Source organism: Thainema salinarum CENA647 (assembly GCF_057732415.1).
Window position 1 is genome coordinate 740,130 of sequence record NZ_JBYJZJ010000015.1, and the last position, 23,914, is coordinate 764,043.

A 23,914-nucleotide genomic window follows, 5' to 3' on the forward strand; every position below is an offset into this window, starting at 1 on the left:
TGTCCCTACCTCAAAGATTGCACCTTATTAAATCCGCGTTGCTTAACAAAATCGCTGAATACAACGGAGGAAAACGAAGGCCGTGGCTGTAGCAACAGGTTTAAAAATTGGCGAAGTTGCCAGGCAAACAGGGCTTGCAGTGGGAGCCTTGCGCTACTACGAGAGCCTGGGTCTAATTCAGTCCGAGCGCGGTGACAATGGCTATCGTTACTACCAGTCATCTGCCGTTCAGCAAGTGCAGTTTATCAAGAAAGCTCAATCGCTGGGCTTCTCCCTAGAAGAGATTGGCGACATTCTTACCGTTCATCATCAAGGCGATGCCCCCTGTGAGTTTGTCCAGTCGCTGTTACAGGACAAAATTGAGCAGCTTGCAGCTCAAATTCAGCAGATGATCGCATTCAAAACTGAGCTTGAGCAATATCGCGATCGCTGGGCCACGATTCAACCTCATCTCAAACCAGACGATATCTGTCCCCTAATCGACACAGTACCGCTGCAATCCCTGTAGTTAGTCTGACTCAATGTGCAGCGGGAATACCATGATGAAGCAGGTTTCTACGGCTGGTTGATCGGTCACTGCTTGATCGTCCGCGCAGCTAGCTGAACCACTTGAACAGTTGTCCCGCCTCGGTTGGGTACCCTCATCCGTAACCTCAACACTGCCGCTACGGCACTCAATCGTTCCCTTCAGTTCATGCACTAACTGCTGCACCAGTGCCAGTCCTAATCCTGTTCCCGCTTTAGCCCAGCGGTCGCCTTTATGGGCTCGATAGAAGGGCTCAAAAATGTGCGGCTGATCAGCCGATGAAATTTCCACGCCTGAATTGCAGATCGAAAGCTGAAATAGCTGTGCTGTAGAGCTTCCAGCTCTTGGCAACAGCCGTACTTTTATGACAATTTGTTCGCCATCTGGCGTGTATTTGCAGGCGTTGTTCAGCAACTCCACGATGATGCGCCGCAGCGGCACTGGATCGGAGGTGATTGCCGGAAAATCGGCGGATAGCACTACCTGTAGTTGCTGTTGGTGCTGCTCGATTCGCTCCTCAAATCCGCGTAGAATGGGGGGCAACCAGTCCTGTAAAGTAATTAGCGTCAGGTTTAAAGCGTAGGTATTGACCTTGAGGCGCTGTAAATCTAACAGATCGTTGATTAGTGCATCTTCCTGCTGGCACTGTTCTTCTAAAATTTGCAGATAAGACTGAATCCGCTGCCAGTCCATATTTTCTTTAGGCTGGTTCAACTGCAGCGACAGCATTTTACTCGCCATCTTAATGCTGGTCAGTGGTGTCCGTAGCTCATGAGAAACCGTGCTCAAAAAATCGTCTTTGCTGAGGTTCAGACGACGCAGTTCTTCCATATTGCGGATCATGTCTAGCTCGGCCTGTTTGCGATCGCTAATGTCGCTCACCTGCACCAGAAACAGCATGAAATCAGCAATTTCCAAGAACTTAACGGATAAGCGGCCCCAAAATGTCCGTCCGTGCTTGGTTCGATACTCGACTTCCTGCACCGAGAAACCATCGCGATTAACTTCCTCGCGGATTGCGGTCAGTTCCATTTCGGAAAAGGGTCGGACCTGTAAGTCATTCCCTTCATAGCCAATCAAATCAAGCTTAGATTCGGCTTCAAACAGCTCAATGGCGCGTGAATTACAGTTGATCGTCAAACGAGTTCTGGCATCAACCAGAAAAACCGCATCGGTCACTTCTTCAAAAATAGCTTCCTTGAGCCGACGATTTCGATCAATTTCTAAATCAACCGCCCGTTTACGCTCCGTCACATCTTCAACCGTGGCAATAATCTGCTGAATCTGCCCTGCTTGATCTCGAAGAATGGACTTACCAACGCTTGCCCAAATGATTTGGCCATCTTTACAGACATAGCGCTTTTCGAGCTGGCAATACTCCTGCTGGCTGGCCATACAATCCTGCATGAGCTGTTGTTCACGCTCTAAATCATCTGGATGAGTAATCTGCTGCTCACTGATCTGCTGGAGTTCTGCCGCACTGTAGCCAACAAGAGACTGAAAAAACGGATTCGTCATCGTCATCCCGTAATCAGGCGGCAGTGACGTTATGATGCCGACGCCAGCATGTTCAAAAATTGCTCGAAACTGGGCCTCTCGTAGCTGGAGAGTAGATTCAGCTCGTTTGCGATCGCTAATATTGCGCACCAGCGACAGCACTCGATTATCCTCCATTGGCACACAGCGCACTTCCTCATACTCCTGCTGCCCGTTGATTTCAATGGTTTGCTCGTACGTGTGAATCTGCTGAATCTGGAGGGTATGCTGAATGGCTTCGAGCTTTCGATTGGCAACCTCTAGCGGAATCAGATCTACTAAGGGACAGTTAATATAGTTAACGCCCGGCGGAATCAAAGACATGGGATAGTTGGGTGCCACCAGATCACATAGAATACCGTCGGCATCAACTAGGTCGATCAAATCCGGAATGGCGGCCAGAACAGCGCGGTGACGGTCATTATGTTCCACCAGTTCAAGCTCCCGCTGTTTCCGATCGGTAATATCAATACAGTTGCCGACATAGCCCGCAAAGTGACCGACTGGATCGAACCAGGGCTGCCCCGTATGGATCAGCCACCGATATTCACCATCTTGGCGCTGCCGCCGATATTCCACTTCAAGCGGCTGGCGAGCTTGAAAGGCGGATTGGTACGCCGCAGCAACCATCTCCCGATCGTGGGGATGTATATCTGTCGTCCAGCCCCGCTTTAATTCTTGCTTTAACGTACGACCCGTAAACTGTAACCAAGCTTGATTGAGATAAATATACTCACCATCCGTACCGGAAGCCCACATTAAACTGGGGCAATATTCCAGCAAATATAAACAAGCTTCTAGAGAACCCAGTTGTCCCATCACCTGCGATTGATGTTCATTGCCTAGACGTGTATCCATCCTGTCTGAGTCCCACTACATTGAAGGCAGATCGAGCAGTTGAGGGATATACATTTAGAATTCCCAAACGAAGAACGGTTTCATACTCCCAAATTAGATAAAGCTTAACGAATTGTCCTTATTGATGGTTTTAGAACTGGCCTCGATCAAAATAATTTGCCCCAAAAATTCAGAAGGAGGATAGCAGAATTTCGCAAATTTTGCGCGACAAGAATAAAATTCGTTTAATATATCAGACTTACCATGCATACATTCTGCTTTGGCTATCACAGCAACTATAGTGATTCCAGTTAAGAGTGAGAAAACGAGAGAGGAGAGTGCCTCATCCTAAAGCACTCTCCTCTCTCGTTCTTATCTAGAAACCCTATAGAACCGCTATAGCCCTGCAAATTCTGCAAAACCTAGCACTGCCCTCAGCCCCGATTGTCCAACATAATTCAGGGTGGTGAGGCAAACCCCTACTACCCCAAATCGTGATTGTGTATATTTACATTTTGCACCTTGCAAACCTGGAACCGGAAAAGTTGATTTTTACCTTCGGGTTACAGCGGCAAAATCGACTGTCTGAGTTTGGGCACAAGATGTGATTGTGCATTAATCCATAGTGCTGGCGATTTATACACCAGAAAGAGGCTGAATATCGTTGAAGCGAAGCCAAATATCGGCTAGGGGTTTTTGGCGCGGCCCTAGAACTTCGCCACTGCGGATTTCGCGTTCGGTGAGCAGATAATAGCTACCAATTTTTTCGTGAAAGTCGCGCACATCATCTTTTTCCAGCACCGTGCCAGTGGCAGCATCACGGAAGATAGCTTCAAAGTGCGCAGGCAGATAACCTTCCGGCGGCGTAATCCAGCCCAGGGTGTTGACGGTGACCTCCACATCGCCCATCGTGCGATTCACCTGCGTAATCTTGTGATTCTTAATCAAATAGGATGCTGTGCGATCGCGTTCTGTACCCAGCCCTGGAGGTACATTTGCCATATCCGTTTCCACGATTTCAATTGCCCCATCGTTGCGGGTTTCAGCAATCTGGAACTGCTGCTGGCGATGAACGGCGTCAAACGGGCGCGCGCGGCGGTGAATAATCTCCATCTGAAGCTGCTCTTGAATCACGCGGCGGGTGTTATCATCTTCAATATTGCGAATGTCTATGCTGCCGTTGGGGCCAACAAACACTAAGCCCTGATCCACACTTTCGCCCCACCGCACTGAAACTTCTGCCTGATAACCAGGAAAATTCTCATCCCAGGTGTAGCGATGTTCGTAGGCATCCTGAAAGATATCCGTCGCTGAGGCTTTGGCCACCAGTAAAGTGGATTGTGAGGTAAGGGGAGTTTGGGTGAGGGGGGTTGCGATCGCAGATTCACTCACACTCCAGCCCAGTATAGTTAAACCAAGGCTGAGAACGCCTGCCAATAGAGCGCTCTGTGCAGCGGAGAGTTTAGAGATTAAGTTAGAGATCAGATGATGCATAGCCAGCGTTCACGGTTTTAACTTGCAGCAGCAGCGCAGGCTAGACTTACATTTTGCACCTTGTAAACCAAGAACCCAGAAGGAGTATTTCGCTGCCGCGATGCGGCGGCGAAATACCCTCTTCGGGTTTTAGTGCAAGATGTAAGTAGATTAGCTCGCGCTATCCAGACCTTAGTGCGTTGGTGGTGAACTGGCTTCACTCAAGAGAGATAAATGGGCAAAATTCAGGTCAAAGTTGTACCGTCGTCGTCCAAAGATGTGATTATGGGCTGGCTGGGCGAGTCGCTGAAAGTCAAGGTGCAAGCGCCGCCGGAGAAGGGCAAAGCCAATGCCGCCGTGATTGAATTACTCGCCAAGCACTTGGGGATTGACAAAAGCCAAATTGAAATCGCCAGCGGTCACTCATCGCCAAACAAAGTGCTGCTGATCCACGGTTGGTCAGATGAGCAAATCGCCCATACGCTGACGTCTTAGGCTCGCATCAATCTTCAGTCGAAGTCAGTCATATTCAATGTCTTCGTTGCTCAAACAGCGGACAATGTCTGGAAAAATAGGAGTATGAATATTCGACTTCTTCTTTGCGGTATAGTAATCGGCCTACTCATTACTGGCTGTTCTGGTCAATCTTCGAGCCCACAAACAGATCGCCCGTTAGCCTCGACTGTTCAGGAAACCTCCCAGCGCACCATTCAGCACGCAATGGGAACGACTCCTGTTCCGGCAAATCCTCAGCGGGTTGTGGTTTTGACTAACGAAGCGACAGATATGGTGTTAGCCCTGGGACTAACGCCAGTGGGCGCGGTTCAATCTTGGTCAGGTGCTCCTTACTACGACTACATTGCCGATGAGATGGTAGATGTACCTGTTGTCGGTGATGAGATGCAGCCCAACCTAGAGCAAATTGTGGCGCTGAAACCCGATCTGATTATCGGTAGCCAGGTGCGGCAGGAGCAAATTTACAACCAGTTAAATGCGATCGCACCTACGGTTTTCTCAGAAACTATCGGTGAAACTTGGCAAGATAATCTACTGTTGTATGGCAAAGCGCTCAATCGTGAAGCTGAAGCTGAAAAGCTGCTAGCAAACTGGGATAGCCGTGTTGCTGATCTCCGCCAGCAACTGGCCGATCGGGACATTCAAGTTTCCCTAGTGCGATTTTTACCGGGAACGGCTCGGATTTACCTTAAAGACTCGTTTCCAGGCCAAATCTTGGATGAAGTTGGCCTCAAGCGTCCCTCCGCCCAAGACGGAACTGGATTTGCTCAAGAAGTTTCGTTCGAGCAGATTCCGCAGATGGATGGTGATGTGCTGTTTTACTTTACCTACGCTGGCGACGGCAATAACCAAGCCCCCAGCACAGTCACGAACCCTTGGCTCAGCCACCCCCTTTGGCAGCAGCTAGAAGCTGTAAAAGCTGATCAGGTCTACCCTGTCAGCGATGTCGTGTGGACAACAGCCGGAGGAGTACAGGCTGCGAATTTGTTGCTAGATGATGTGGAGCAGGTTTTGGTCGATAAGTAAAGAATGAGGTGAGTCGGAAAAACTTTCCGACTCACCTCATTCTTTACAACTAAGCGAACTACCAAGTAAACGAATACCCAACTCTGACAAACCGTCCTCTGCCGGCAGCGTTACTTAACTCGCTGGGCTGGAGCTGAGAGACAATGGGAAAGTAGTCAGTATTGAGCAGATTGGCGATGCCGATTTCCAAAGTGCCGGGGCCGATATCGAGGTTGCTGATATAGTCCACGGTGAAATAGCTATCGACGGCGGCTTGACCAAAGATGGTCTCATCATCGAAGGCATCGCGGCTGCCGGAGTAGAGAGCCTGGAGGCGATTGCTCCAGATCGGGGTGGTCTGATTTTCAATGTAGGCCGTGACTTTCACGGGGGCGATGCGGAAGCCATCTAGCGGTTCATAGTCGCCATCGTCATCACGATCAATGTCGCCTTCTGACCAGATAACTGTGCTGCCGATTGCCCAGGTGTCGCTGAGCTGAGCGTCAACGGTCGCTTCCACGCCGTAGACTCGTTCTGGCGCACGCAGAATTTCTCCCGGTGCGGTGAAGGTGTTGCCCAGTTCAGACGAATTGTAGAATCCAGCCAGGGAGGCTTGAATGCCAGCCCAATTGCCGCGAATGCCGAGTTCGTAGTGATTGACTCGCTGAGCTTCGGGGCGGAGCGTTTCAACGGAGAAGCCAGCGGGGGCACTGCGGAGCACTAGGCCGACATCGGCCAGCGAGAATCCTTGAGCAAAGTTGGCGAAGACGTTGACATTGTCGTTCAGATCAACCACTCCGCCGACATTGAATAGGGTGGCATCGTAGTCCAAATTGCCGCCTTCAATGGCGTTTCCAGCTAGCGTCACAAAGTCATCGACGGCTAATCCCACCCGTTCATGACGAATGCCGCCGAGTAGAGTAATGCGATCGCTAATATCCCAGTTCAGTTGAGCAAACAGGCCCAGGCTATCTTGATCTAACGGTGGCACCCAGGTGCGCTCATCGAAACTACGATACGTTAGTCCGCCGCTAGCGTCAAAAACGGCTGGATCAAAAATGGTCACGGGCTGGGCGGTGCGCTCATTGGCATAGTCAGCGCCCCACAGTAGCCGCAGTGCGCCATCATCGGCTAGCGGCGTATCGAGCTGGAGCCGTCCCCCCCATTCACGTGAATCAACCTGAGATTGGAAAATAACGTTGCCGAGGCTGTCAAAGGCGCGGGCATCAAAGGGGAAAAAGCGGGTCAGATAGTCGCGGTAATAAAGCTGACCTTTTAGATCGCCGCCCAGAACGTCAGTATGGGTGTAGTCCAGGCTGAAGAAGGTGTTGATATTGGTCTGGGGACTATCTAGATCCAGTCCCTCTAAAGCTTGCGATCGCTGCCGACCGGGAATGGCTTGAATACTCGGATCGGTTGTAAAATCCGTGTCCTGAGTCGAGTCGTAATGGTTAGCCGTGAACTGTAGGCGCTGCTCGTCAGTCAAATCCACGCCAATCTTGCCGAGGATATTGAACGTATCCGTATCTGCCAAGCCGCCCTGGGCATTGGGATCAGGTGGAATGCGATTGCCCAAAGCATCGAATAAGCCGCTGATATGGTCGTAGGAGAATGTCAGCGCATAGTCAACATTATCGACTTGGCCGCCGACATACTGCTCGACCGTGCCGCCCAAGCTTTCCGAAAAGTCATCAAAGTCGGTATTGACGCCCAGCCGAGTCCGCAGCACAACGGGCTCATCCTCTGGCGCACGGGTGATGATGTTGATCACGCCGCCCGTGGCTCCGTCGCCGTAGATGGCGGTTGGCCCTTGGATTACCTCAATCCGCTCAATCGCGCTGGGATCGATGGTTTGCAGATCCCGAAACGCATTGCGGTTGGTGGTTTGGGGTATGCCATCAATCAGCACGAGAATGTTGCGGCCCCGCAGTGACTGGCCGAAGTTGCTGGCGCTTCCGGTTGTGGGAGCCATGCCGGGGACGAGCTGACCCAGAACATCGCCCAAACTCTGTGAGACTTGAGCTTGCTGATCGATTTGCTCGCGCTCAATCACGGTCACAGAGCGGGGAATGTCTGAGGTGGCCTCTTCGGTACGAGTGGCCGATACGACAATTTGAATCGCGTCTTCGGTGGCTGTCGTCGCATCTGAAATCCCTGGCGAGAGGGAAATCACGAGTCCTTGAGCAGCAGCCTGAACATCAGCCGTAGGCGGCGCATCCGTGCCAGTGATGGCAAGGCGAATCTGATTGTCAGCAATGGTGGTTGCACTGATGAACGCAATACCCTCAGCCGGGGCAATCTGCTGAAAATCCGTCTGATCGGGCAGCGCTAAAACCGCATTGGGAATCGTGGCGATCAGCGCATTATCAATCGTTTCAACGGTTGGAACAGACAGCTCTCCGGCTGCCGTTTCCAGCACCACCTTGAGTCCCGTTTCTGTCGTCTCTAACCGAATGTCAGTTACCTGCTGAATATCCACTTGAGCAATCTGCTGAACGGGCCAAGTTGCGATCGCACTTACTCCTAACCCCTCAAACTCCTCACCTATATGGCTAGAGTGATTCGCCGAAATCATCTGCTCATCAGCCATCTGAGCACTTGCTACTAGGCCAAATCCACCCACCAAGCTCCCGGATAGAGCCATCATCAACCCTAGCCGAACTGACATTGAACGCCGCCAGATATTCATCTCACATCCTCTCCACTCACTGTTGAAAATTATTCTTAGTTAACAGGGTGTTAGCGAGTGTAAATAAATGCGCGTGAATCTGTCTATCCGAAAACGGTCAGTGCGATCCGAAAACGGACTTAGGGGACGAGAACAACATTAGACCAAACGCCTTGTGCGGCAGAGTGAACCATTGATACACTCGCTGGGTGTGATGCCGAATTGCTGTTTGAAAGCGGCAGCGAAATGACCGAGGTGGGTGTAGCCGACTTTGTTGGCCACTTCTGCGACGGTATATTGATTTTGCCGCAGGAGCTGCTCGGCTTGGATCATGCGCTGCTGCTTGAGATAGCCGATCACGCTGGTGCCAAAGAGCTGATGAAATCCACGACGCAATGTGCGATCGCACACTCCCACCTGAGCAGATAGCTCAGTGATAGAGGGAGGCTGCTCTAGCTGATTCGTCAGAATAGCCTTTGCTTGATAGATGCATTCTACCGTCTGGGGTTTAAGGGAAGAGGTTGCCGAGGACGGCTTTAGCTCCGTTGAAACGGCATCAAGCTGTAATGCCAGCAGTTCAAAAACTTTAGCCTGTAGGTAGAATCGGCGCGCACTGTTTTGCAGTGGACACTGCATCATCTGCTGCACAACCGCTCGTATCTGAGGCGTGACCGGAGGAAACCAAGCGGTTTTCCAATCATCAGCCTTCAGCAACAGGTGACGGAGTGCAGAAGACTCTTCGGTTAACAATGGTTCAACGGCTTCAGGGCTAAAGTGAATATTGATGCCCTTTAACTGACGCGATCGCCCATATTTGGCCGTGTAGCCAGGTGAGATGCCGCTACCCGAAAAGTAGCTCTGTCCGGCTCGTAGCGCCGGATAAACCACGTCATAATCCACAACCCCTGACAGCAGGACAGTAATTTGCACTAAATGCTCATGGCTAGGAACTTTCAATGCCCAGGATTGGGTAAATTCTTTATCGATGAAATCGAGCCAAATTCCAGACAATAGTTCAATGCCGTATGTCGAACCACGTCCCAAAGCAGATGGTAGCCAGCGATGCGTTTCGCCCATATTGAAGCAGCTTGGGTACATTGGCTGTCGGGAACTCGTCTCTTGCGAGAGTTCATCATAGTCTGCTACAGAAAGCACTAAAGTCATAGGACATGGGCTTCACCCGGTGAGCTGTAGGCGAAGTATACTAACGGTATTGGTGGATCTGAAAACTAAGTTGTTCAGCCTTCAATCCTACACTTAATGAGACTTGATCTCAACTAAATGTAATTTTGATGCCGACTGGTGGATATGCAGTGGCTCATACTCACTTCAGCCACTTGCGAGCTTTGTAATACGCTTCCCAGTTGTGATCTTTCTGGGCGCGACCTTTGACCACCACGTTGAAATAGTGAGTGAGCTTTTTGGCATCTTCCGGATTGTCCTTGAGTACCGTTCCAACCAGATTGCGAACCACGTGTTCACTGGTGACGGTGCCTTCTCCCAGATAGTAGGCATCAAGTCCAGCGGAGACGCTGACGGCCACGGCTTCGGCAGTGGACATGACGGTGGTTGGGCGCTCGACGACGGTGCCTTCCTGGGTGCGGCCCGATCGCAGATCGTGAAACGTGCTGACCAGTAGCTCAATCACATCCGGTGCGATCGCAACTGGAACCTCCGATTCAGCCAGCAGCGACTGGGTTTGATCCAGTACAAGCTGCCGCTCTAGGGCCGGATTAGCAATCGGCGCAACGGTTTCAAAGTTGAAGCGGCGCTTCAGGGCACTGGACATTTCGTTCACACCGCGATCGCGGATATTGGCGGTACCAATCACGTTAAACCCCTTTTGAGCCAGCAGCACCCGTTCGGCTCCATCCAGTTCGGGAATCATCAGCACCTTGTCGGACAGAACGCTGACCAGCGAATCTTGGATTTCCGGCGGGCAGCGGGTGATTTCCTCAAAGCGCACCAGCTTTCCTTGACTTAGCCCCACGTAGAGCGGTGAGGGCACCAGCGCCTTGGGGCTTGGCCCTTCTGCGATCAGCAGGGCGTAGTTCCAGGAGTATTTGATTTGGTCTTCCGTGGTGCCCGCCGTACCCTGAATCGTGTTGGTGGAATCGCCGGAAATGGCGGCACAGAACAGCTCGGACAGCATTGACTTAGCGGTGCCCGGTTCACCCATTAGCAACAGGCCTCGATTGCCTGCTAGGGTGACAACACAGCGATCGACCAGTGCATCATCGCCATAAAATTTCTGGATGATGGGAGTGCTGAGAGTTTTGCGGCCCTGCTTATAGTTAAACGCTTCGCCGTTGGAACCCAAGATAAACGTGCGTACCGCGCGGGGAGACAGCCGCCAGCCGGGTGGTTTGGGATGGGGATCATTGGCTGCGATCGCAGCTAGCTCAGCGGCATAGCGGACTTCAGCGGGTGGACGAACGGTATTGCTCATGATTAGTACTCCACTTTTTTCTTCCAGTCAGCATCGTAGCCGCCACCTTGATGCGCTATTGTTTGCAGGTCGTTCCAGCTTTCACTCAGCAGCACGGGCGGAATGCTGCTCAGCGAAAGCTTGGGACGGTGATAGAGGTAGGATGACTCCCCTTCCTCTGGCAGTTGGTAGAATGCCAAATCAATCAGGGCGACGGTGCGGTTTTCCTCTGGCAAGTAGTTGCCGCTGAAGTTGATCACCGCTTCAATCCCCAGCCCCGTATAGGATTTGCGGTAGTCGTAGAACCAGCCCGCATCTTCCGTTTGACCCCGCGTATAGCCGCGCTTAGTCGCCAAGCCCCGCAGTTGAAACGCTTCAATCAAATAACCTTCAAAATCCGCCAGTTCGGTGTTCTGCTGCTGATCCTCTGGTAGGACATAGGACTCGGCAGGGAACTGCTGCAACAGGGGCGGCACTTCATAATCGGCCAGATGGGTTTGCCAAGCCTCAATCACATCGGCGGGCAGGGTGCAGCTATGGGCCAGTCGAACCGTCGCGTCGGCAGCGGGCGTCACTTCTTCATCATTGGCATCGGTCAGCGTCCGATCCTCCAGCGGGCGAAACGTCTGCACCAGCGTATCGCCGTCATAGATGGCCCAAATTAACTGCTGGCAGTAGCGCCCGACAATCGGGTGCTGATTCAGGTAGGTGTCCCAGTCGGCAAACGGCCAAGCCCGCTGCGTACAGATGGCTTCATAAAGTCGCTCTCGCTGCATTTTCAACACTTGCTTGAGCTGCTTTCTAGCATCGGCCAGTTGCTTCTTAGCGGCTTTCACCTGCTCGGGATCATCATCTTTACGAGCGGCAGGTAGTGACTTGATCACCTTGCCGTCTGGATTCTTCAGCACCAGGCTCATATCGACATCCAGCAACAGCGTAAACTGGCGGCTACCGTAATCGAGGGTTTGCTCAATACCCTGGTCAAATCCGGCAGTGGGAATCGTGCGATCGCTAAGCTCATCTCGGCTCCAGCTATTGCGCTCAGCCAGCTCTGTGACCAGCTTTTCAGCTTCCTTCTGGATGCCCTTGGTGCGAAATCGGTTGGCAACCGACAGCAGTAACTGAATGGCGCTATTATGTTCCGTCCAGGCTAGAACTTGCAGCAGCGCCTTACACTGAGCCATCCGCATCCCGTACCAGGTGGTGAGGTAGTGATTGATCGGTGCGATCGCACGTGTACCACAGCAGGCTGCTGCGATCGCTAAAATCCCCTTTTCCTTGATGGCGCTGCCCAAACACTGGTTGAGAAGCTCGTTGTAGTAGCGCTGATACAGCTCGTCGTAGGTGACCTGATAGTAGGTGGAGTTGGGATACTGCTGCTGATACTGCTGGTAGTACTGGAAATCCTGCTGCGCCCGCTTTTGCGCTTTCTGATCCGCTTCTTGGGGAGTATGAGCAGGGGCAGTATCGTGAGCAATCCAGCTTTCTAGGATGAACTGTCCCAAGACTTCCCGCTCAGCGGGTTGCCACATCTCGACATAGCGCTTCAAAATTGGCCCTGGTTCCGGTGTTTTTTGCTTCCAGCACTGGAGGAGCAGTCCTTTGATAATATCCGTAGCGACGGGTTGGCCCGTGTCCTGCCAGTGAACAATGGGCAGGGCGTTAAACGGAAACCATTTGAGCGCTGCGGGGATTCCTTTTTGCAGCAGTTTCTGGCTGTCTTTGAGCAGGTTGTCGCGGTCTAAAAACTCGTCTACCGATGCGCCCAGTTTTTCCAGCGATCGCAATATGATGTCTTTGGCGGCGTCACTTTTTTCTTTTTTCAAGGCTTGCTTGAGCGGTGCGATCGCAGTTGCATCTCCCCGGTTGCCCAGCCACTCGGCGGCAATGGTGCGCATGTTTCGATTCGGGTCAGTCAGCCCTGCTAGAACGCGATCCAGCGTTTCGTCAAATTCGTTTAGGCAATCCTGCACGATTTCCCGTTCATTTTTGGCTCCTTCAAAAGCCAGCTTCCACAGCAGAGGCAAGAGCTGAGCAGGCGGCTGCGGAAAGGTTTTGAGGATTCTAAAGGCGTTTTTTCGCTGTCGTTTTTGCGTGTAATAACTCGTTGACCAGCTATCTCCAACCGCAGGAGCGAAGGCATCTTCTAAAAGTTGCGATCGCTCTGCGAAATAAGGCCAAATTGCGTCCTTACCCCAGCGCCAAAATGCACTGTCTCCCCACGTATCAAGCATCTCGACTACTCCGATTCGATATGATTCGATCTGAAGCGCCTCTAAAACAGCAGCTAACTCTCGTAAACACTGTAGTTGATCAGGATGGTGATTCCGATAAAGCAGAAGCAGATCATGACCTTCATTCGTTAGCAGATAATTTGAATATTGATCTCCATTTACAGTTAAATGTCCCGTTAGAATGAGTAGTCGAACAGCGTGAATAGGCTGCAAATCATCTAGTGCAAATAAAGCTTTAATATTGATCTCCATTTACAGTTAAATGTCCCGTTAGAATGAGTAGTCGAACAGCGTGAATAGGCTGCAAATCATCTAGTGCAAATAAAGCTTTAATCTCTGTGGGTCTAATTCCCCGTGGCTTGCCACGTTAGTGGTAGCGCGGGAGTGCGTCCCGAAGGGCAAATTCCGTAATGCCCCGTCCGCTTGCGGCGGGGATAGGAATTTGAGCGCCCCGCGAGATTTACTCTCATTATCAAAATTATGTTGTCGATTAAATCGACTAATTTGATAAAAACGACCTACACATACATGCTGTGAGCATTCTTTATGAGTACCATGCTCTAATACTTCAGCTAGCGTTGAAGAAGTTACCGTTGCATAACCACCATTTCGATCTAAAATCTCCCGAAACCGTTGCAGAGCTTCTTCTTTGTCAAATTGAGGATTATCTTTAACTTCATCTAACAATTGAATTACCTCCTCTGTGATTTTCTTGGAGGTATAATTCATTATGAAGTTCAATTCGCTATGAATTGAGCTAGAAACAGCATAAGTTTGACCTGAGCGATGAGATTCTTCAAGTAGATCAAACAGTATCTTACAAGATTCAATTCCGTATTGATTGAAGATATCGGCCAGTTTCCTCAATAAATCAGTTGCACTTTTGGGAACTGGAGCATCGAATTGAACTTCTGGTAAAGGTGACAGCGATACAGTTTCGTTTGTGATTTCTGCTTCAGTTGGCGTAATCAAAAACTGTTCAATGGCAGAGCGAACTTTGGCCGCTTTTTCCACTTCGAGGCGTGATTCCAGGAAAGGCTGAATCTCTGCACCAGCCAAATCCCAAAGGAGTTTAACCGCGTGTTGACGGTCGCTGGCACTACCCGATTCCGCTTTGGCTTGGAGCAGCGGGATCGCCGCTTGAGCCTCTTGTTTCAGTAGATCAGCAGCAGACTCGCGCTCTTTCTTGGATGACGAAACCGCCAACGTTGCGATCGCATCCACCCACGTTTCAATCGGCACCTCCGCCTGCCTCAGCATTTGTAGCGCATGAATTCTGCGATCGCGCTCTGGCTGCTGTAGCGCTTCCTGCACAATCGACGCATATTGCAAGGTGTAGTCTACAAAGCCTTTGACTTTGATGGCTTGGTTAGCAAGGCTTTGCTGCTGGTAATCTTTCGGATCAGCACAGTAGACCACACGCGCTAACGCTCCGGCTGGTTCGCCCGCTTCCACATACAGCGCATCGACGATATCGGCTGAAATCAGCGGTTCTTCTCTTAGGCTGTTACGAAGAGAACGACGATACTGCGTCATCATCTGTAGAAACTGCGGCAGTCGGTCTTTTAGAGGCGGTAGATGAACAGTACCAGAGGGATGAATTCCACTCCCAAACATGCCACACATCATCATGCTGAGCCGACCATAAAACCCCGGCTCAGATACAGGATTATCCGTCAACCACACAAGTAGCCGCTCATTACCGCCTTGACTGAGGAGGAAAAGTGCAGGAATACCAGAGCGAAAGAATCCTACTGGGTTCGTCATCTGGCTCTGCTGATTGAGTTGCTGATGAGTGATTGCGATTACCTCTTCAATCACCGCTTCGTCATCCCCGTCAACGAGGTAGCACAACAGCCGATCTGAGAAATCGCTGTCGAGTTCATTAAACGGCTGAAGCGCCTGCTCCAGCGAAGTCAGCGCGTCTTCAGAGAGATTCAGCGAATTCTTTAGGTCTATCAGCATCTAGACTTGTCCTCATCAACTCAGTCAGCCAGAAGTAACCCTCACATCTTGCACCAAAACCCAGAAGGGTTATTTTGCCGCCGCATGTATTTGTTTAGCGCGACACTCTGCATAGATCCCCCCAAATCCCCCTTAAGAAGGGGGAACTTTGAGCCAGAGTTGGAATAGCCCCTTTTTTCTAAGCGCAGCCATGCCCGAAGGGCTATAGGGGGCGGCGACAGCGGGGGATCATACGGCTACGCTAAACACTTACCGCCGCATCGCGGCGGCAAAATAACATTTTCGGGTTCTCAAAGCGCAAGGTGCAAATATCCTGTCTTAGATTGCCCACTTTTCGTTCAACAATCTCTGGCAGTCTCCGAACACTGGTGCTTTGACAATTGAATCAAATATAGTACAATTGAACCATAAAACTTGTATTAATTTATACTCGATCTTTTTCGCTTGAGCAAGTTATAACCGTGACTACCTGAGTTGAGACTGTAATTCAACGTTAAAACGTTCGAACGTTACAACGTTTTAACGTTTCCCAACCCATGTAACTACTGCCTAGCTGATATCAAAACTCTCAAATTTGGGATAACTACTGATATAGAACTTTCCCCGTGCCTATGGCCCTGCCACCCCTCGACGATGTATTGCGATCGCTACAGCAGACGCGGCTGGTGTTTTTTCCGATTCGTCACCACAGTCCGGCCTGTGCATGGCATGTTCAGCAGTGGATTCAGACCAATCAACCCGCCGCCATTCTGATTGAAGCGCCTGCCGATGCGACGGATTTAATTCCGCTACTGCTGCATCCTGAAACGCAGACGCCAGTGGCGCTGTATACGACTTACGTGGATCACGACGGTCATTTACCAGCAATTGGCACTGACGCAGATACCGAAGTTGATAATCCAAGCATTCTAACCCCTCCAGCTCCAAAGCAGGCTGAACCCCTGCGGTTTGGGGGCTACTATCCCTTTTGTGACTACTCGCCGGAACTGGTGGCGTTGCGGGCAGGGGCAGCAGTTGGAGCGAAGCTGCAATTTATTGATTTGCCCTATCCGCAAAAAGTAATTGCTACCCAGATTCAAACCGACCCAGAAGCTGCACTGAGACTGCGGGCATTACAGGAAGAGCATCACCTCCAGCAGAGTGCTTACTTGTCAGCCTTGGCTCAAAAAACGGGTTGCCGAGATTTCAATGAGCTGTGGGATCATCTGTTTGAAGCTCACGCCCAGTCAACGCCCACAGCTGGCTTTATGCAGCAGATTGCCACCTACTGCTATCTTGCCCGTCAGGATGCTGACTCAGCCACGCTAGAGGCAGAGGGCACGCTGGCCCGTGAAGCGGCGATGGCCCAGGCGATTGCTACGGCTCTGACGGAGATGGACGGAATGATTCTGGTCGTCACCGGAGGATTTCATACCGTCATCCTGCCATCGCTGATCGACGAGCCACCAGCCGTTCCGCTAGCTCCTAAGCTGTCAGCCGATTCAGCCCAGACTGTTTTAATGCGCTATAGCTTTGAACAGCTTGATGCCCTCAACGGTTACGCTTCCGGTATGCCCGCTCCAGCCTACTACCAGCAGCTTTGGCAGCACATGCAGGACACTGAAGGTAATGCGCTGAGTCAAACGACCTGCGAGATTCTGATTCAACTGCGATCGCTAACTCGGCACCAGAAACCGCTGGTGCCGCTCTCGGTAGCCGACGAAATTGCGGCAGTGGAGCAGGCGCAGCGGCTGGCTCAGTTTCGTCAGCATCCCGGCCCGACCCGCGAGGACTTGCTGGACGCGGTGCGCAGTTGCTTTGTCAAAGGGGCAATGGATGGCGAGGGGGCAATGCTAATGACTGCTGTGGCCCAGTCGCTGCGGGGCGATCAGATTGGCGATTTACCCGCTCATGCGGGTGTTCCGCCCTTGGTGGAAGACTTTCGCCGCTTAGCCAAACAACTGCGGCTCAAGCTCAGTTCGACATCGACTAAGTCGCTCACCCTGGATATCTACCGGAAAGAGAAGCACCGTCAGCTCAGCCGCTTTCTGCACAGCCTGAACTTTGCCAAAATTCCGTTTGCTCACTTCACGAAAGGGCCGGACTTTGTCCTCGGTCGAAAGCTAAACCAAATTCAGGAGCACTGGCACTATCAGTGGCAGCCCCAAACCGAAAGTGCGCTGATTGAACAGTCGCTCTATGGCTCAACGGTGGTGGAAGTGACGCTGTATCACCTGCGTCAGCGGATTGCTGAGCTAGCCGATGAAGGCCAAGCTCGATCTGCGATCGCAGCCGTGCAGTTACTAATGGCGGCTTGCCGCATGGGATTGCAAACCCAGACTGAGCAGCTACTGGCGCTGATTGCTGAACACACTGCCGCCGATCCGTCGGTGGTGTCGCTAGCGCAGGCAATGGGGCAACTGCTGCTGCTGTGGCAGTCGCGAGAACCCCTGGCAGCGCAATCGCTGGAAACCGTGCCCCAACTGGCGACGGTGGCCTATCAACGCTTGTGCTATCTGGTGCCGCACCTGAGCGATTATCCGCTGGAAGAAGCACCGCCGCTGCTGGGGGCGCTCAACGGGGTCTGGGAAATGCTGAATCGCGCTCAAGCAGATTTAGACCCAGAGCTATTTATTACGGGTCTGCTGGACTTGCTGACCACGCAGGGCAACCCCGTTGTCCTTGGTGGCGCGGTTGGGGTGCTCTACAGTGCAGGCCGTATGGAAACCGGGGAACTTGTCATCCTGGCGGCTGGCTATCTTGACCATGCGGCAGTGGAGCCAGCGCGGGGCGTTGGCTTCCTGCGGGGACTGCTGCACACCTGCCGCGAGGTGACGTGGCAGGTGCCCGACCTAATTGCGGCAATTAATGCGCGGCTAGAATGCTGGAATGAAGATGAATTCTTGAGTGTACTGCCGGAGCTGCGGCTGGCTTTTGCCGATCTGGCACCGCGTGAAACTGATAAAGTGGCTGCGATCGCAGCTCGGCTAGATGGGCGGGCTGATTTGGGATCTTTAGTTCATGCCACTGTTGGCGAGGCTGATCTGCACAAGGGTTTAAAGCGAGAGCAACAGGTTCGGCAGGCACTGGCTCAAGATGGCTTACTCAACTGGCTGGTTAGCACGGGAGAAACGTATGACTGAAATTGATCCGGTAATTCGTTGGCGACATGTTCTGGGCCGCTTTGCTGAGGCTCAGCTACCCTGCCAGATGAACGCTACCCAGCAGCGGATGGAGCAGGCGCTGGAGTTTCTCTATGGCCAAGAATACAGCGGGCGGGGTGTGCGAGGCACATCTGGAGCGAAGGGTTCCACCACCGATAAGCAAGCTGGCAGCCTAGACCCAAGCCAGCTCAACGTGCCGACCTGGATCACGGAAATTCGCGAACTGTTCCCGCAGGAAACGGTTGAAATCATTGAAAAACATGCGCTTGACCGCTACGGCATGACCGAACTCGTCACCGATCCGGCCACGCTGGAAAAGCTAGAGGCCAATATGGATCTGCTCAAGGCGGTACTAACGTTTCGCTCTCAAATGCAGGGGCAAGAGGTGCTACAGGCCGCACGGCGGATTGTGCGGCAGGTCGTAGAAGACATTCGGCAACGGCTGGAAAATGACATTCGGCAAAGCCTGCTCGGTCGGCTGAACCGCTTTCAGCATAGTCCGCTCAAGGTTGCTCAAAACCTGGACTGGCGAGGCACCCTGCGCCACAACCTGAAGCACTACGACCGCGATCGCAGTCAGATTGTGGTGCAGACCGTCAAGTTTTTCTCGCGGATTGAGCGTCGTCTGCCTTGGCACGTTATTCTCTGCATTGACCAGAGCGGCAGCATGGCGGATTCCGTGATTCACAGCGCCGTCATGGGCGGTATTCTAGCGGGTTTGCCGTCGCTTCAAGTCAGCTTTGTAGTGTTCGATACGTCCGTGGTAGATTTGACCGATCATGCCGACGATCCAGTGGAACTGCTGATGAGCGTTCAGCTTGGCGGCGGTACCAATATTGGTCAGGCGATTGGCTACTGTCAAACCCTAGTACACAATCCCCTACGCACCGTTCTGGTTTTAATCAGCGACTTTGCCGAAGGCGCTTCTCCGCAGATCCTACTGACTCGCTGCCAACAGCTTCATGAAGCAGGCGTGACGCTGCTGGGACTAGCCTCTTTGGAAGATAGCCAAGCAACAGCGTTTTATGATGTCGGCATGGCGGAACAGTTAGCCGCTCGCGGTATGGAAATTGCTGCTCTCACCCCTCGGAGGTTGGCCGAATGGTTAGCACAGAAGATCGCCTAGCGAACTACTTGGCCCAAATCCAGCCGCAACTGCTGGCGCTGGACGACGATACGCTGGCTGCTGCTAGTAGCAAAGGCTTGGTGCGGCGGGCTTACAAGGAACTATCAAAACTGGCTGCTCCGGAGCTACAGGTTGACGACACGAACCTGCAATTTACCGCCGATGACTGTACTGTAACCCTTTCTACCAGCGATTTACTCAATGCCACCTGTACCTGTCCAGCCGCCGATACCTGTCGCCATATTCTAGTCGCCTATCTCTGGTTGCGATCGCAACTTCAAGACCAAAATCCTATCGCCACCTCAAATCCTGAATCCGTTAATTCACAATCAACTCAGCCCCTAACCTATACGCTAGAAGACCTAATCACTTGGGCAGGCAAAACGACACTGCGGGATGCCTTTGCTTTTTTGCAGCGAGAACCCCATCAAATTGAGGGACAAGACCCAATTGTCGCTCGCTTTAACAATGCCAACATCACCTGTCGCCACTTCTCCGCTACTGGATTAGCTGGAATGCTCTGTTCCTGCAAACCGCGACAAGTCTGCCTACATCAGGCCGCCACCGTATTAGCGGTATTGCGCAGCCAGGGCACTGTTCTATCCCTATCAGACACATCCACTGATTCGGATGATACTGTAGTCGCAGCCGAAGCGCCGCAGGTAATTGCCAGTGCTCAAACTCTACTGGAAAGCACCGTGGCGCTAGGACTACTGCACCTTTCCGATATCAGCCATCAGCAGTTCGTCACGCTAGCCGTGTCAGCTCAAGCTGCCCACCTGCCGCGCCTTTCTCTAGCGCTGCGCGGCATTGCCACTGAGATCGAGCTACAGCTCAAGCGCGATGCTGAGGCCGATTGCGATCGCTGGTTTGAACGAATGTCCCGTACCTATGCTCTCTGTGCGGCTCTCCAGCAGGCCGCTCCTAACTACCCGATTTACTTAGCAGGTCAGTCTCAGAGCCGCTATGACGATACGGGTACGCTGCATCTGATTGGCCTGGGAGCCTATTCCTGGCAAAGTCAGTCTGGCTATGGTGGCCTCACCATCATCTTTTGGGACACGGCGGCACAGCAGTGGTGTAGCTGGTCAGACTCGCGACCGCTGTTTCATCAGCAGAGCTTCAATCCCGGACGCATCTACCAGCAGTCCGGCCCCTGGGACGGTATTGCTAATCCCGCCGAAGCGTCCCAAAGCTGCCTCCAGCTTTACAACGCCCGACGCAACTACCAGCAGCGGCTTTCAACCTCCAGCCAAACCACTGGCACAACGATCAGACCGACCTCTGCCGCCGATTGGCAGTCTATTCGCTGCTGTTTTCAAGACTGGAATACACTGCGGCAGCACATTGCCCGTACTTCACCCATTGGCTTGACCGAAGTCTCGCCGCTCGACCGCCTAGCCATCGTTCAGCCCCAGCGCTGGGGCACGCGCCAGTTTGATCCGGTGCAGCAGCTCTTTACCTGGGTTTTATGGGATCAGCAGGATCAGCCGCTGATTCTGCGGGTGCGCTTTGCCTCAGATGCATCGGCAGTAGTCGAGCTACTGGAACAGCTTGATGCTACACAAGAAGATGGTTCCGGCATTCTGGGGTCTATCTATCTGGAAAAAGACCAGATTTTCTGCCACCCGATCTCACTTTGTCGTCAGACCGACGCCGGAAAGCCCACCATTCTCAATTTGCACTTTCCGCCCCAGCAGCAGACCGCTGCTAAAAGTGCTGAGAAGGCTGAAAAGACTGAAAGTTCAGATGCACAGCCAAATGCGATCGCAGCCGACGCAACCGAACTAGTCCCCGTATCAGCCGATGAAGAGACGAATCCAATCGCCGCCGATCCAGCCATTGATTTCCTGATCATCGCTCTACAGCGCCTCGCTGAACGGGGACAGCATGCGTTCAATCTAGATCACAATCGGGAATTACTTCAGTCAGCCCGTCATTTTGAAAAAGTAGGCATGGTCACTTTGGCTGTCGCAATTCAGACATTGATACAGTCTCCCCATAAATCGGCAGCTCACCTCTTAAAGCTGCGCTATCTCTGCTCTCTTTACCAAAAGAGTTGATAACCGTCTTTGGCTGCGATCGCATTTTACGCACCATATTCTACACATTACATGTTGCGCACCACATTTCGCGCATCGCACTTTCTCAGCACATTACCTGGGGGATATTGTCTTTTGTCATCAAAACATGACATTCTATGAGTACATTTTGCGTGTTACTCATGCTGAGCGTGCGAATTGGTAGTCCAAAGTAGCAAAATTGGCCAGATGAAAACTCGGAAAGAGCTTGCGAACTATCAAGGTGCAAAAAACTTATCCCGTCCAAGTCCCAAGCGTTATCACTTACCCTTGAACAGTTTACGGTTCTCAAAATGGCTGTATCGTCCTGCCTATCAACCGCGTTTTACGCCTCAGTCCATCCTGCTATCGTATTTCTGTAGCTTTATTGGCATTGCTCTCTTGGCTTATCTCACGGCTTATACCGGATATCCACTTATCGCGGCTCCGTTTGGGGCAACAGCAGTGCTAGTCTTTGCGGTTCCCGATAGTCCGTTGGCTCAGCCTCGCAATGTCGTAGGAGGGTGCGTAATTGGTGCAGTGGTCTGCGTGACTTGCGTCAGCTTATTTGGTTCTGCACCGTGGGTGATGGCCCTAGCAGTTGCCACTGCGATTAAGTTAATGCAATTGACCCACACCCTACATCCTCCAGGAGGAGCAGTAGCGCTGGTGGGGGTAATGAGCAATGCCACCTGGGACTTTATCGTTGTTCCGGTGCTGAGCGGAGCCATTTTGATGGTGGCTTGCACCGCTATCTTTGGGAGTTTAATGCCTGATCGTCGGTATCCCAAGCACTGGCTTTAGTGGCCGTCTGGGAATTAGCCTTATCAGTTTAGTACTGAGTGCTGAAGTTGTTTATAGCCATAGTCATATTGATTGAGACGTTTTTGTGGCACAGCTTTGCCGCGCCACAAAAACGCTCGTGTCTTAATTAAAGCTAGCTACAGCTATAACCAGCAAACTTGTAACGTTGACTACAACTACGACTTGTGGAGTATCTGCCTACATCTCCTGTGGGAGAGGCTAACCACGGTTACGCTACCTAAGCTAAGAAGCAGTTATTCAGGCTTTCTAGGAGGCTGTTGTGAATTTGCTTCGCTCGATTCGGCACATGGTGATTGCCCTATCACTCGCTTTGTTAGTGTTTACAACTGCTTGTAGCAGTAGCAGCGTTCAATCTAAATCGCCTGCTTCACTGCCCACTGGTGCCTATGCCCAGATCGAACGAGGAGATACAACTTCTGGCCAAAACTTTGGCAACTGGGTAGTACAAACTGCAAGCGGTTTAGTTTCGGATGCCTACGTTCGCGACAACGATAAGCTAGGTGTTGTCATCTCGCCACAAGTTGCACCCAGAGACGTTAAGACACTTGCCAAGTCACTATTGCAGGGTTTTCAGAAGAATTTCCCCCATCGTGATTTGACGGTACTCGTCTATACTCCCGATAAGGAGCTGATTTTGACGGCTAAGTATAACGATAGTACTCGCATGATTGAGTACAACTCGTAAATTCATTGGCTTAACTTCCAAAAACGAATCTTTCAAGAATTCAAATCGAGAATTCAAAAACTTCATTAACTAAAACGGTAAAAAAGGAGACTTCCCATCATGTCTAGCAGTGACCGTTATAAGCGCGAGATTATGCAAGATCTGGCTGGCGGTAATGTTGAGTCAATTGACTCCGGATCGACTCAACCTGAAGCTGAGTATGCAAACTTTGATGACTTTGCTCAGCGGTCGTCGCGGGATCAACGCAAGCAGCTATTTGGCCGAGCATTCCATCCCGAGCGAATTCCAGCTAATCAGATGGAACCGGAACTGAGAAGCGCGATCGCAAAAATTAAGCCTAATGAACGGGATGATGTTGCCCGTGACTTTTTCAAGCATTTGAAGAAGCGGGGCTTGAGCGAGCGGGATCTAGAACAGCAGCTTGGTCTTTCGACCCACCATTCTCGCCGCATGGACGAGGATGATGTCACAAAACTGGCAGCCTTTACTTATCACAGCCACCCTGACATTTTCCAAGAGGTACTTGCCGATCAGCCAGCGCTGGTTAAGTTCTTCAGCAATCCGCTGGTTGGAGCCGCACTAGGTGCGATCGCAAGTCGCTGGTTCAGCCATCGCTAAGCTACCAGCGCACGGATTTTATAGCTCTCTAGACTGAAATCACAGCCCCTTAGTTTTGCTAAGGGGCTTTTTTGATGCGTGTATAATGCTGATCCAACAACTAAACCAAATCCAGGTTGAAAAGTGGAGTTTTCCCTGCGGGGAAAACTCCACTTTTCAACCCTATTGAGGTTTATAGTGATAGTCATATTGGTTAGGACGTTGTTGTGGCGCGGCACTGTCGCGCCACAACAACGTCCGTATCCTAAACTTAGCTAGCTACAGCTATA

Annotated in this window: 16 protein-coding genes; 9 read left to right on the forward strand and 7 right to left on the reverse strand. The window is 51.7% G+C overall.

The genetic code is table 11. The features are described from left to right. Positions 1–82 precede the first annotated feature (82 nt). Positions 83–508: a heavy metal-responsive transcriptional regulator gene (locus tag AC286M_RS05035; RefSeq protein WP_488203337.1), complete on the forward strand. Its 426-nt coding sequence runs from the start codon at positions 83–85 to the stop codon at positions 506–508. On the opposite strand, the gene AC286M_RS05040 is transcribed toward AC286M_RS05035, so the two are convergent. Together AC286M_RS05040 and AC286M_RS05045 are read right to left on the reverse strand one after the other, a co-directional pair. Next, a complete protein-coding gene (locus tag AC286M_RS05040; RefSeq protein WP_488203338.1) occupies positions 509–2,920 on the reverse strand; it encodes a PAS domain-containing sensor histidine kinase in 2,412 nt (803 codons plus the stop codon). Between the two features lie 615 nt (positions 2,921–3,535). Continuing rightward, a complete protein-coding gene (locus AC286M_RS05045) occupies positions 3,536–4,393 on the reverse strand; it encodes a DUF3386 family protein (protein ID WP_488203339.1) in 858 nt (285 codons plus the stop codon). Between the two features lie 213 nt (positions 4,394–4,606). Between AC286M_RS05045 and AC286M_RS05050 the strand changes: the two genes are divergently transcribed. Both AC286M_RS05050 and AC286M_RS05055 read left to right on the forward strand, forming a co-directional pair. Then, entirely contained in the window at positions 4,607–4,867 is a 261-nt protein-coding gene (locus AC286M_RS05050; protein ID WP_488203340.1) for a DUF167 domain-containing protein, read from the forward strand. Between the two features lie 84 nt (positions 4,868–4,951). Next, a complete protein-coding gene (locus tag AC286M_RS05055) occupies positions 4,952–5,914 on the forward strand; it encodes an ABC transporter substrate-binding protein (RefSeq protein ID WP_488203341.1) in 963 nt (320 codons plus the stop codon). 58 nt (positions 5,915–5,972) lie between these two features. Here AC286M_RS05055 and AC286M_RS05060 read toward each other — a convergent pair whose 3' ends face one another. The 5 genes from AC286M_RS05060 to AC286M_RS05080 all read right to left on the reverse strand — a co-directional run bounded on the left by AC286M_RS05060 (position 5,973) and on the right by AC286M_RS05080 (position 15,188). Beyond that, the gene (locus tag AC286M_RS05060) at positions 5,973–8,582 is read right to left on the reverse strand and encodes a TonB-dependent receptor domain-containing protein (RefSeq protein WP_488203342.1); all 2,610 of its coding nucleotides are present in this window, start codon (positions 8,580–8,582) and stop codon (positions 5,973–5,975) included. A 138-nt stretch (positions 8,583–8,720) separates the two neighbouring features. Further along, entirely contained in the window at positions 8,721–9,725 is a 1,005-nt protein-coding gene (locus AC286M_RS05065; RefSeq protein WP_488203343.1) for an AraC family transcriptional regulator, read from the reverse strand. 160 nt (positions 9,726–9,885) lie between these two features. Continuing rightward, on the reverse strand, positions 9,886–11,010 hold the full coding sequence (locus tag AC286M_RS05070) for an ATP-binding protein (protein WP_488203344.1): 1,125 nt from the start codon (positions 11,008–11,010) through the stop codon (positions 9,886–9,888). Between the two features lie 2 nt (positions 11,011–11,012). After that, positions 11,013–13,223: a DUF4132 domain-containing protein gene (locus tag AC286M_RS05075; RefSeq protein ID WP_488203345.1), complete on the reverse strand. Its 2,211-nt coding sequence runs from the start codon at positions 13,221–13,223 to the stop codon at positions 11,013–11,015. A gap of 312 nt (positions 13,224–13,535) precedes the next feature. Then, on the reverse strand, positions 13,536–15,188 hold the full coding sequence (locus AC286M_RS05080) for a HEAT repeat domain-containing protein (protein ID WP_488203346.1): 1,653 nt from the start codon (positions 15,186–15,188) through the stop codon (positions 13,536–13,538). A 611-nt stretch (positions 15,189–15,799) separates the two neighbouring features. On the opposite strand from AC286M_RS05080, the gene AC286M_RS05085 reads away from it, so the two are divergent. From AC286M_RS05085 to AC286M_RS05110, 6 genes are all read left to right on the forward strand, one after another. Next, a complete protein-coding gene (locus tag AC286M_RS05085) occupies positions 15,800–18,310 on the forward strand; it encodes a DUF5682 family protein (protein WP_488203347.1) in 2,511 nt (836 codons plus the stop codon). Beyond that, complete coding sequence (locus tag AC286M_RS05090; RefSeq protein WP_488203348.1) at positions 18,303–19,457, forward strand: VWA domain-containing protein; 1,155 nt, start codon at positions 18,303–18,305, stop codon at positions 19,455–19,457. The genes AC286M_RS05085 and AC286M_RS05090 overlap by 8 nt, the downstream gene beginning before the upstream one ends. Beyond that, positions 19,433–21,520: an SWIM zinc finger family protein gene (locus AC286M_RS05095; RefSeq protein ID WP_488203349.1), complete on the forward strand. Its 2,088-nt coding sequence runs from the start codon at positions 19,433–19,435 to the stop codon at positions 21,518–21,520. The genes AC286M_RS05090 and AC286M_RS05095 overlap by 25 nt, the downstream gene beginning before the upstream one ends. A 207-nt stretch (positions 21,521–21,727) precedes the next feature. Further along, a complete protein-coding gene (locus AC286M_RS05100) occupies positions 21,728–22,321 on the forward strand; it encodes an HPP family protein (RefSeq protein WP_488203350.1) in 594 nt (197 codons plus the stop codon). 280 nt (positions 22,322–22,601) lie between these two features. Further along, the gene (locus AC286M_RS05105) at positions 22,602–23,027 is read left to right on the forward strand and encodes a hypothetical protein (RefSeq protein WP_488203351.1); all 426 of its coding nucleotides are present in this window, start codon (positions 22,602–22,604) and stop codon (positions 23,025–23,027) included. Between the two features lie 99 nt (positions 23,028–23,126). Next, on the forward strand, positions 23,127–23,645 hold the full coding sequence (locus tag AC286M_RS05110; protein WP_488203352.1) for a hypothetical protein: 519 nt from the start codon (positions 23,127–23,129) through the stop codon (positions 23,643–23,645). Positions 23,646–23,914: the final 269 nt, after the last annotated feature.

Coding starts and splice junctions, on each gene's coding strand:
- AC286M_RS05050 (WP_488203340.1), top strand. CDS start 4,607: ATGGGCAAAATTCAGGTCAAAGTTGTACCGTCGTCGTCCAAAGATGTG.
- AC286M_RS05045 (WP_488203339.1), bottom strand. CDS start 4,393: ATGCATCATCTGATCTCTAACTTAATCTCTAAACTCTCCGCTGCACAG.
- AC286M_RS05055 (WP_488203341.1), top strand. CDS start 4,952: ATGAATATTCGACTTCTTCTTTGCGGTATAGTAATCGGCCTACTCATT.
- AC286M_RS05075 (WP_488203345.1), bottom strand. CDS start 13,223: ATGCTTGATACGTGGGGAGACAGTGCATTTTGGCGCTGGGGTAAGGAC.
- AC286M_RS05085 (WP_488203347.1), top strand. CDS start 15,800: ATGGCCCTGCCACCCCTCGACGATGTATTGCGATCGCTACAGCAGACG.
- AC286M_RS05110 (WP_488203352.1), top strand. CDS start 23,127: ATGTCTAGCAGTGACCGTTATAAGCGCGAGATTATGCAAGATCTGGCT.
- AC286M_RS05095 (WP_488203349.1), top strand. CDS start 19,433: ATGGTTAGCACAGAAGATCGCCTAGCGAACTACTTGGCCCAAATCCAG.
- AC286M_RS05060 (WP_488203342.1), bottom strand. CDS start 8,582: ATGAATATCTGGCGGCGTTCAATGTCAGTTCGGCTAGGGTTGATGATG.
- AC286M_RS05090 (WP_488203348.1), top strand. CDS start 18,303: ATGACTGAAATTGATCCGGTAATTCGTTGGCGACATGTTCTGGGCCGC.
- AC286M_RS05040 (WP_488203338.1), bottom strand. CDS start 2,920: ATGGATACACGTCTAGGCAATGAACATCAATCGCAGGTGATGGGACAA.
- AC286M_RS05100 (WP_488203350.1), top strand. CDS start 21,728: ATGAAAACTCGGAAAGAGCTTGCGAACTATCAAGGTGCAAAAAACTTA.
- AC286M_RS05070 (WP_488203344.1), bottom strand. CDS start 11,010: ATGAGCAATACCGTTCGTCCACCCGCTGAAGTCCGCTATGCCGCTGAG.
- AC286M_RS05080 (WP_488203346.1), bottom strand. CDS start 15,188: ATGCTGATAGACCTAAAGAATTCGCTGAATCTCTCTGAAGACGCGCTG.
- AC286M_RS05065 (WP_488203343.1), bottom strand. CDS start 9,725: ATGACTTTAGTGCTTTCTGTAGCAGACTATGATGAACTCTCGCAAGAG.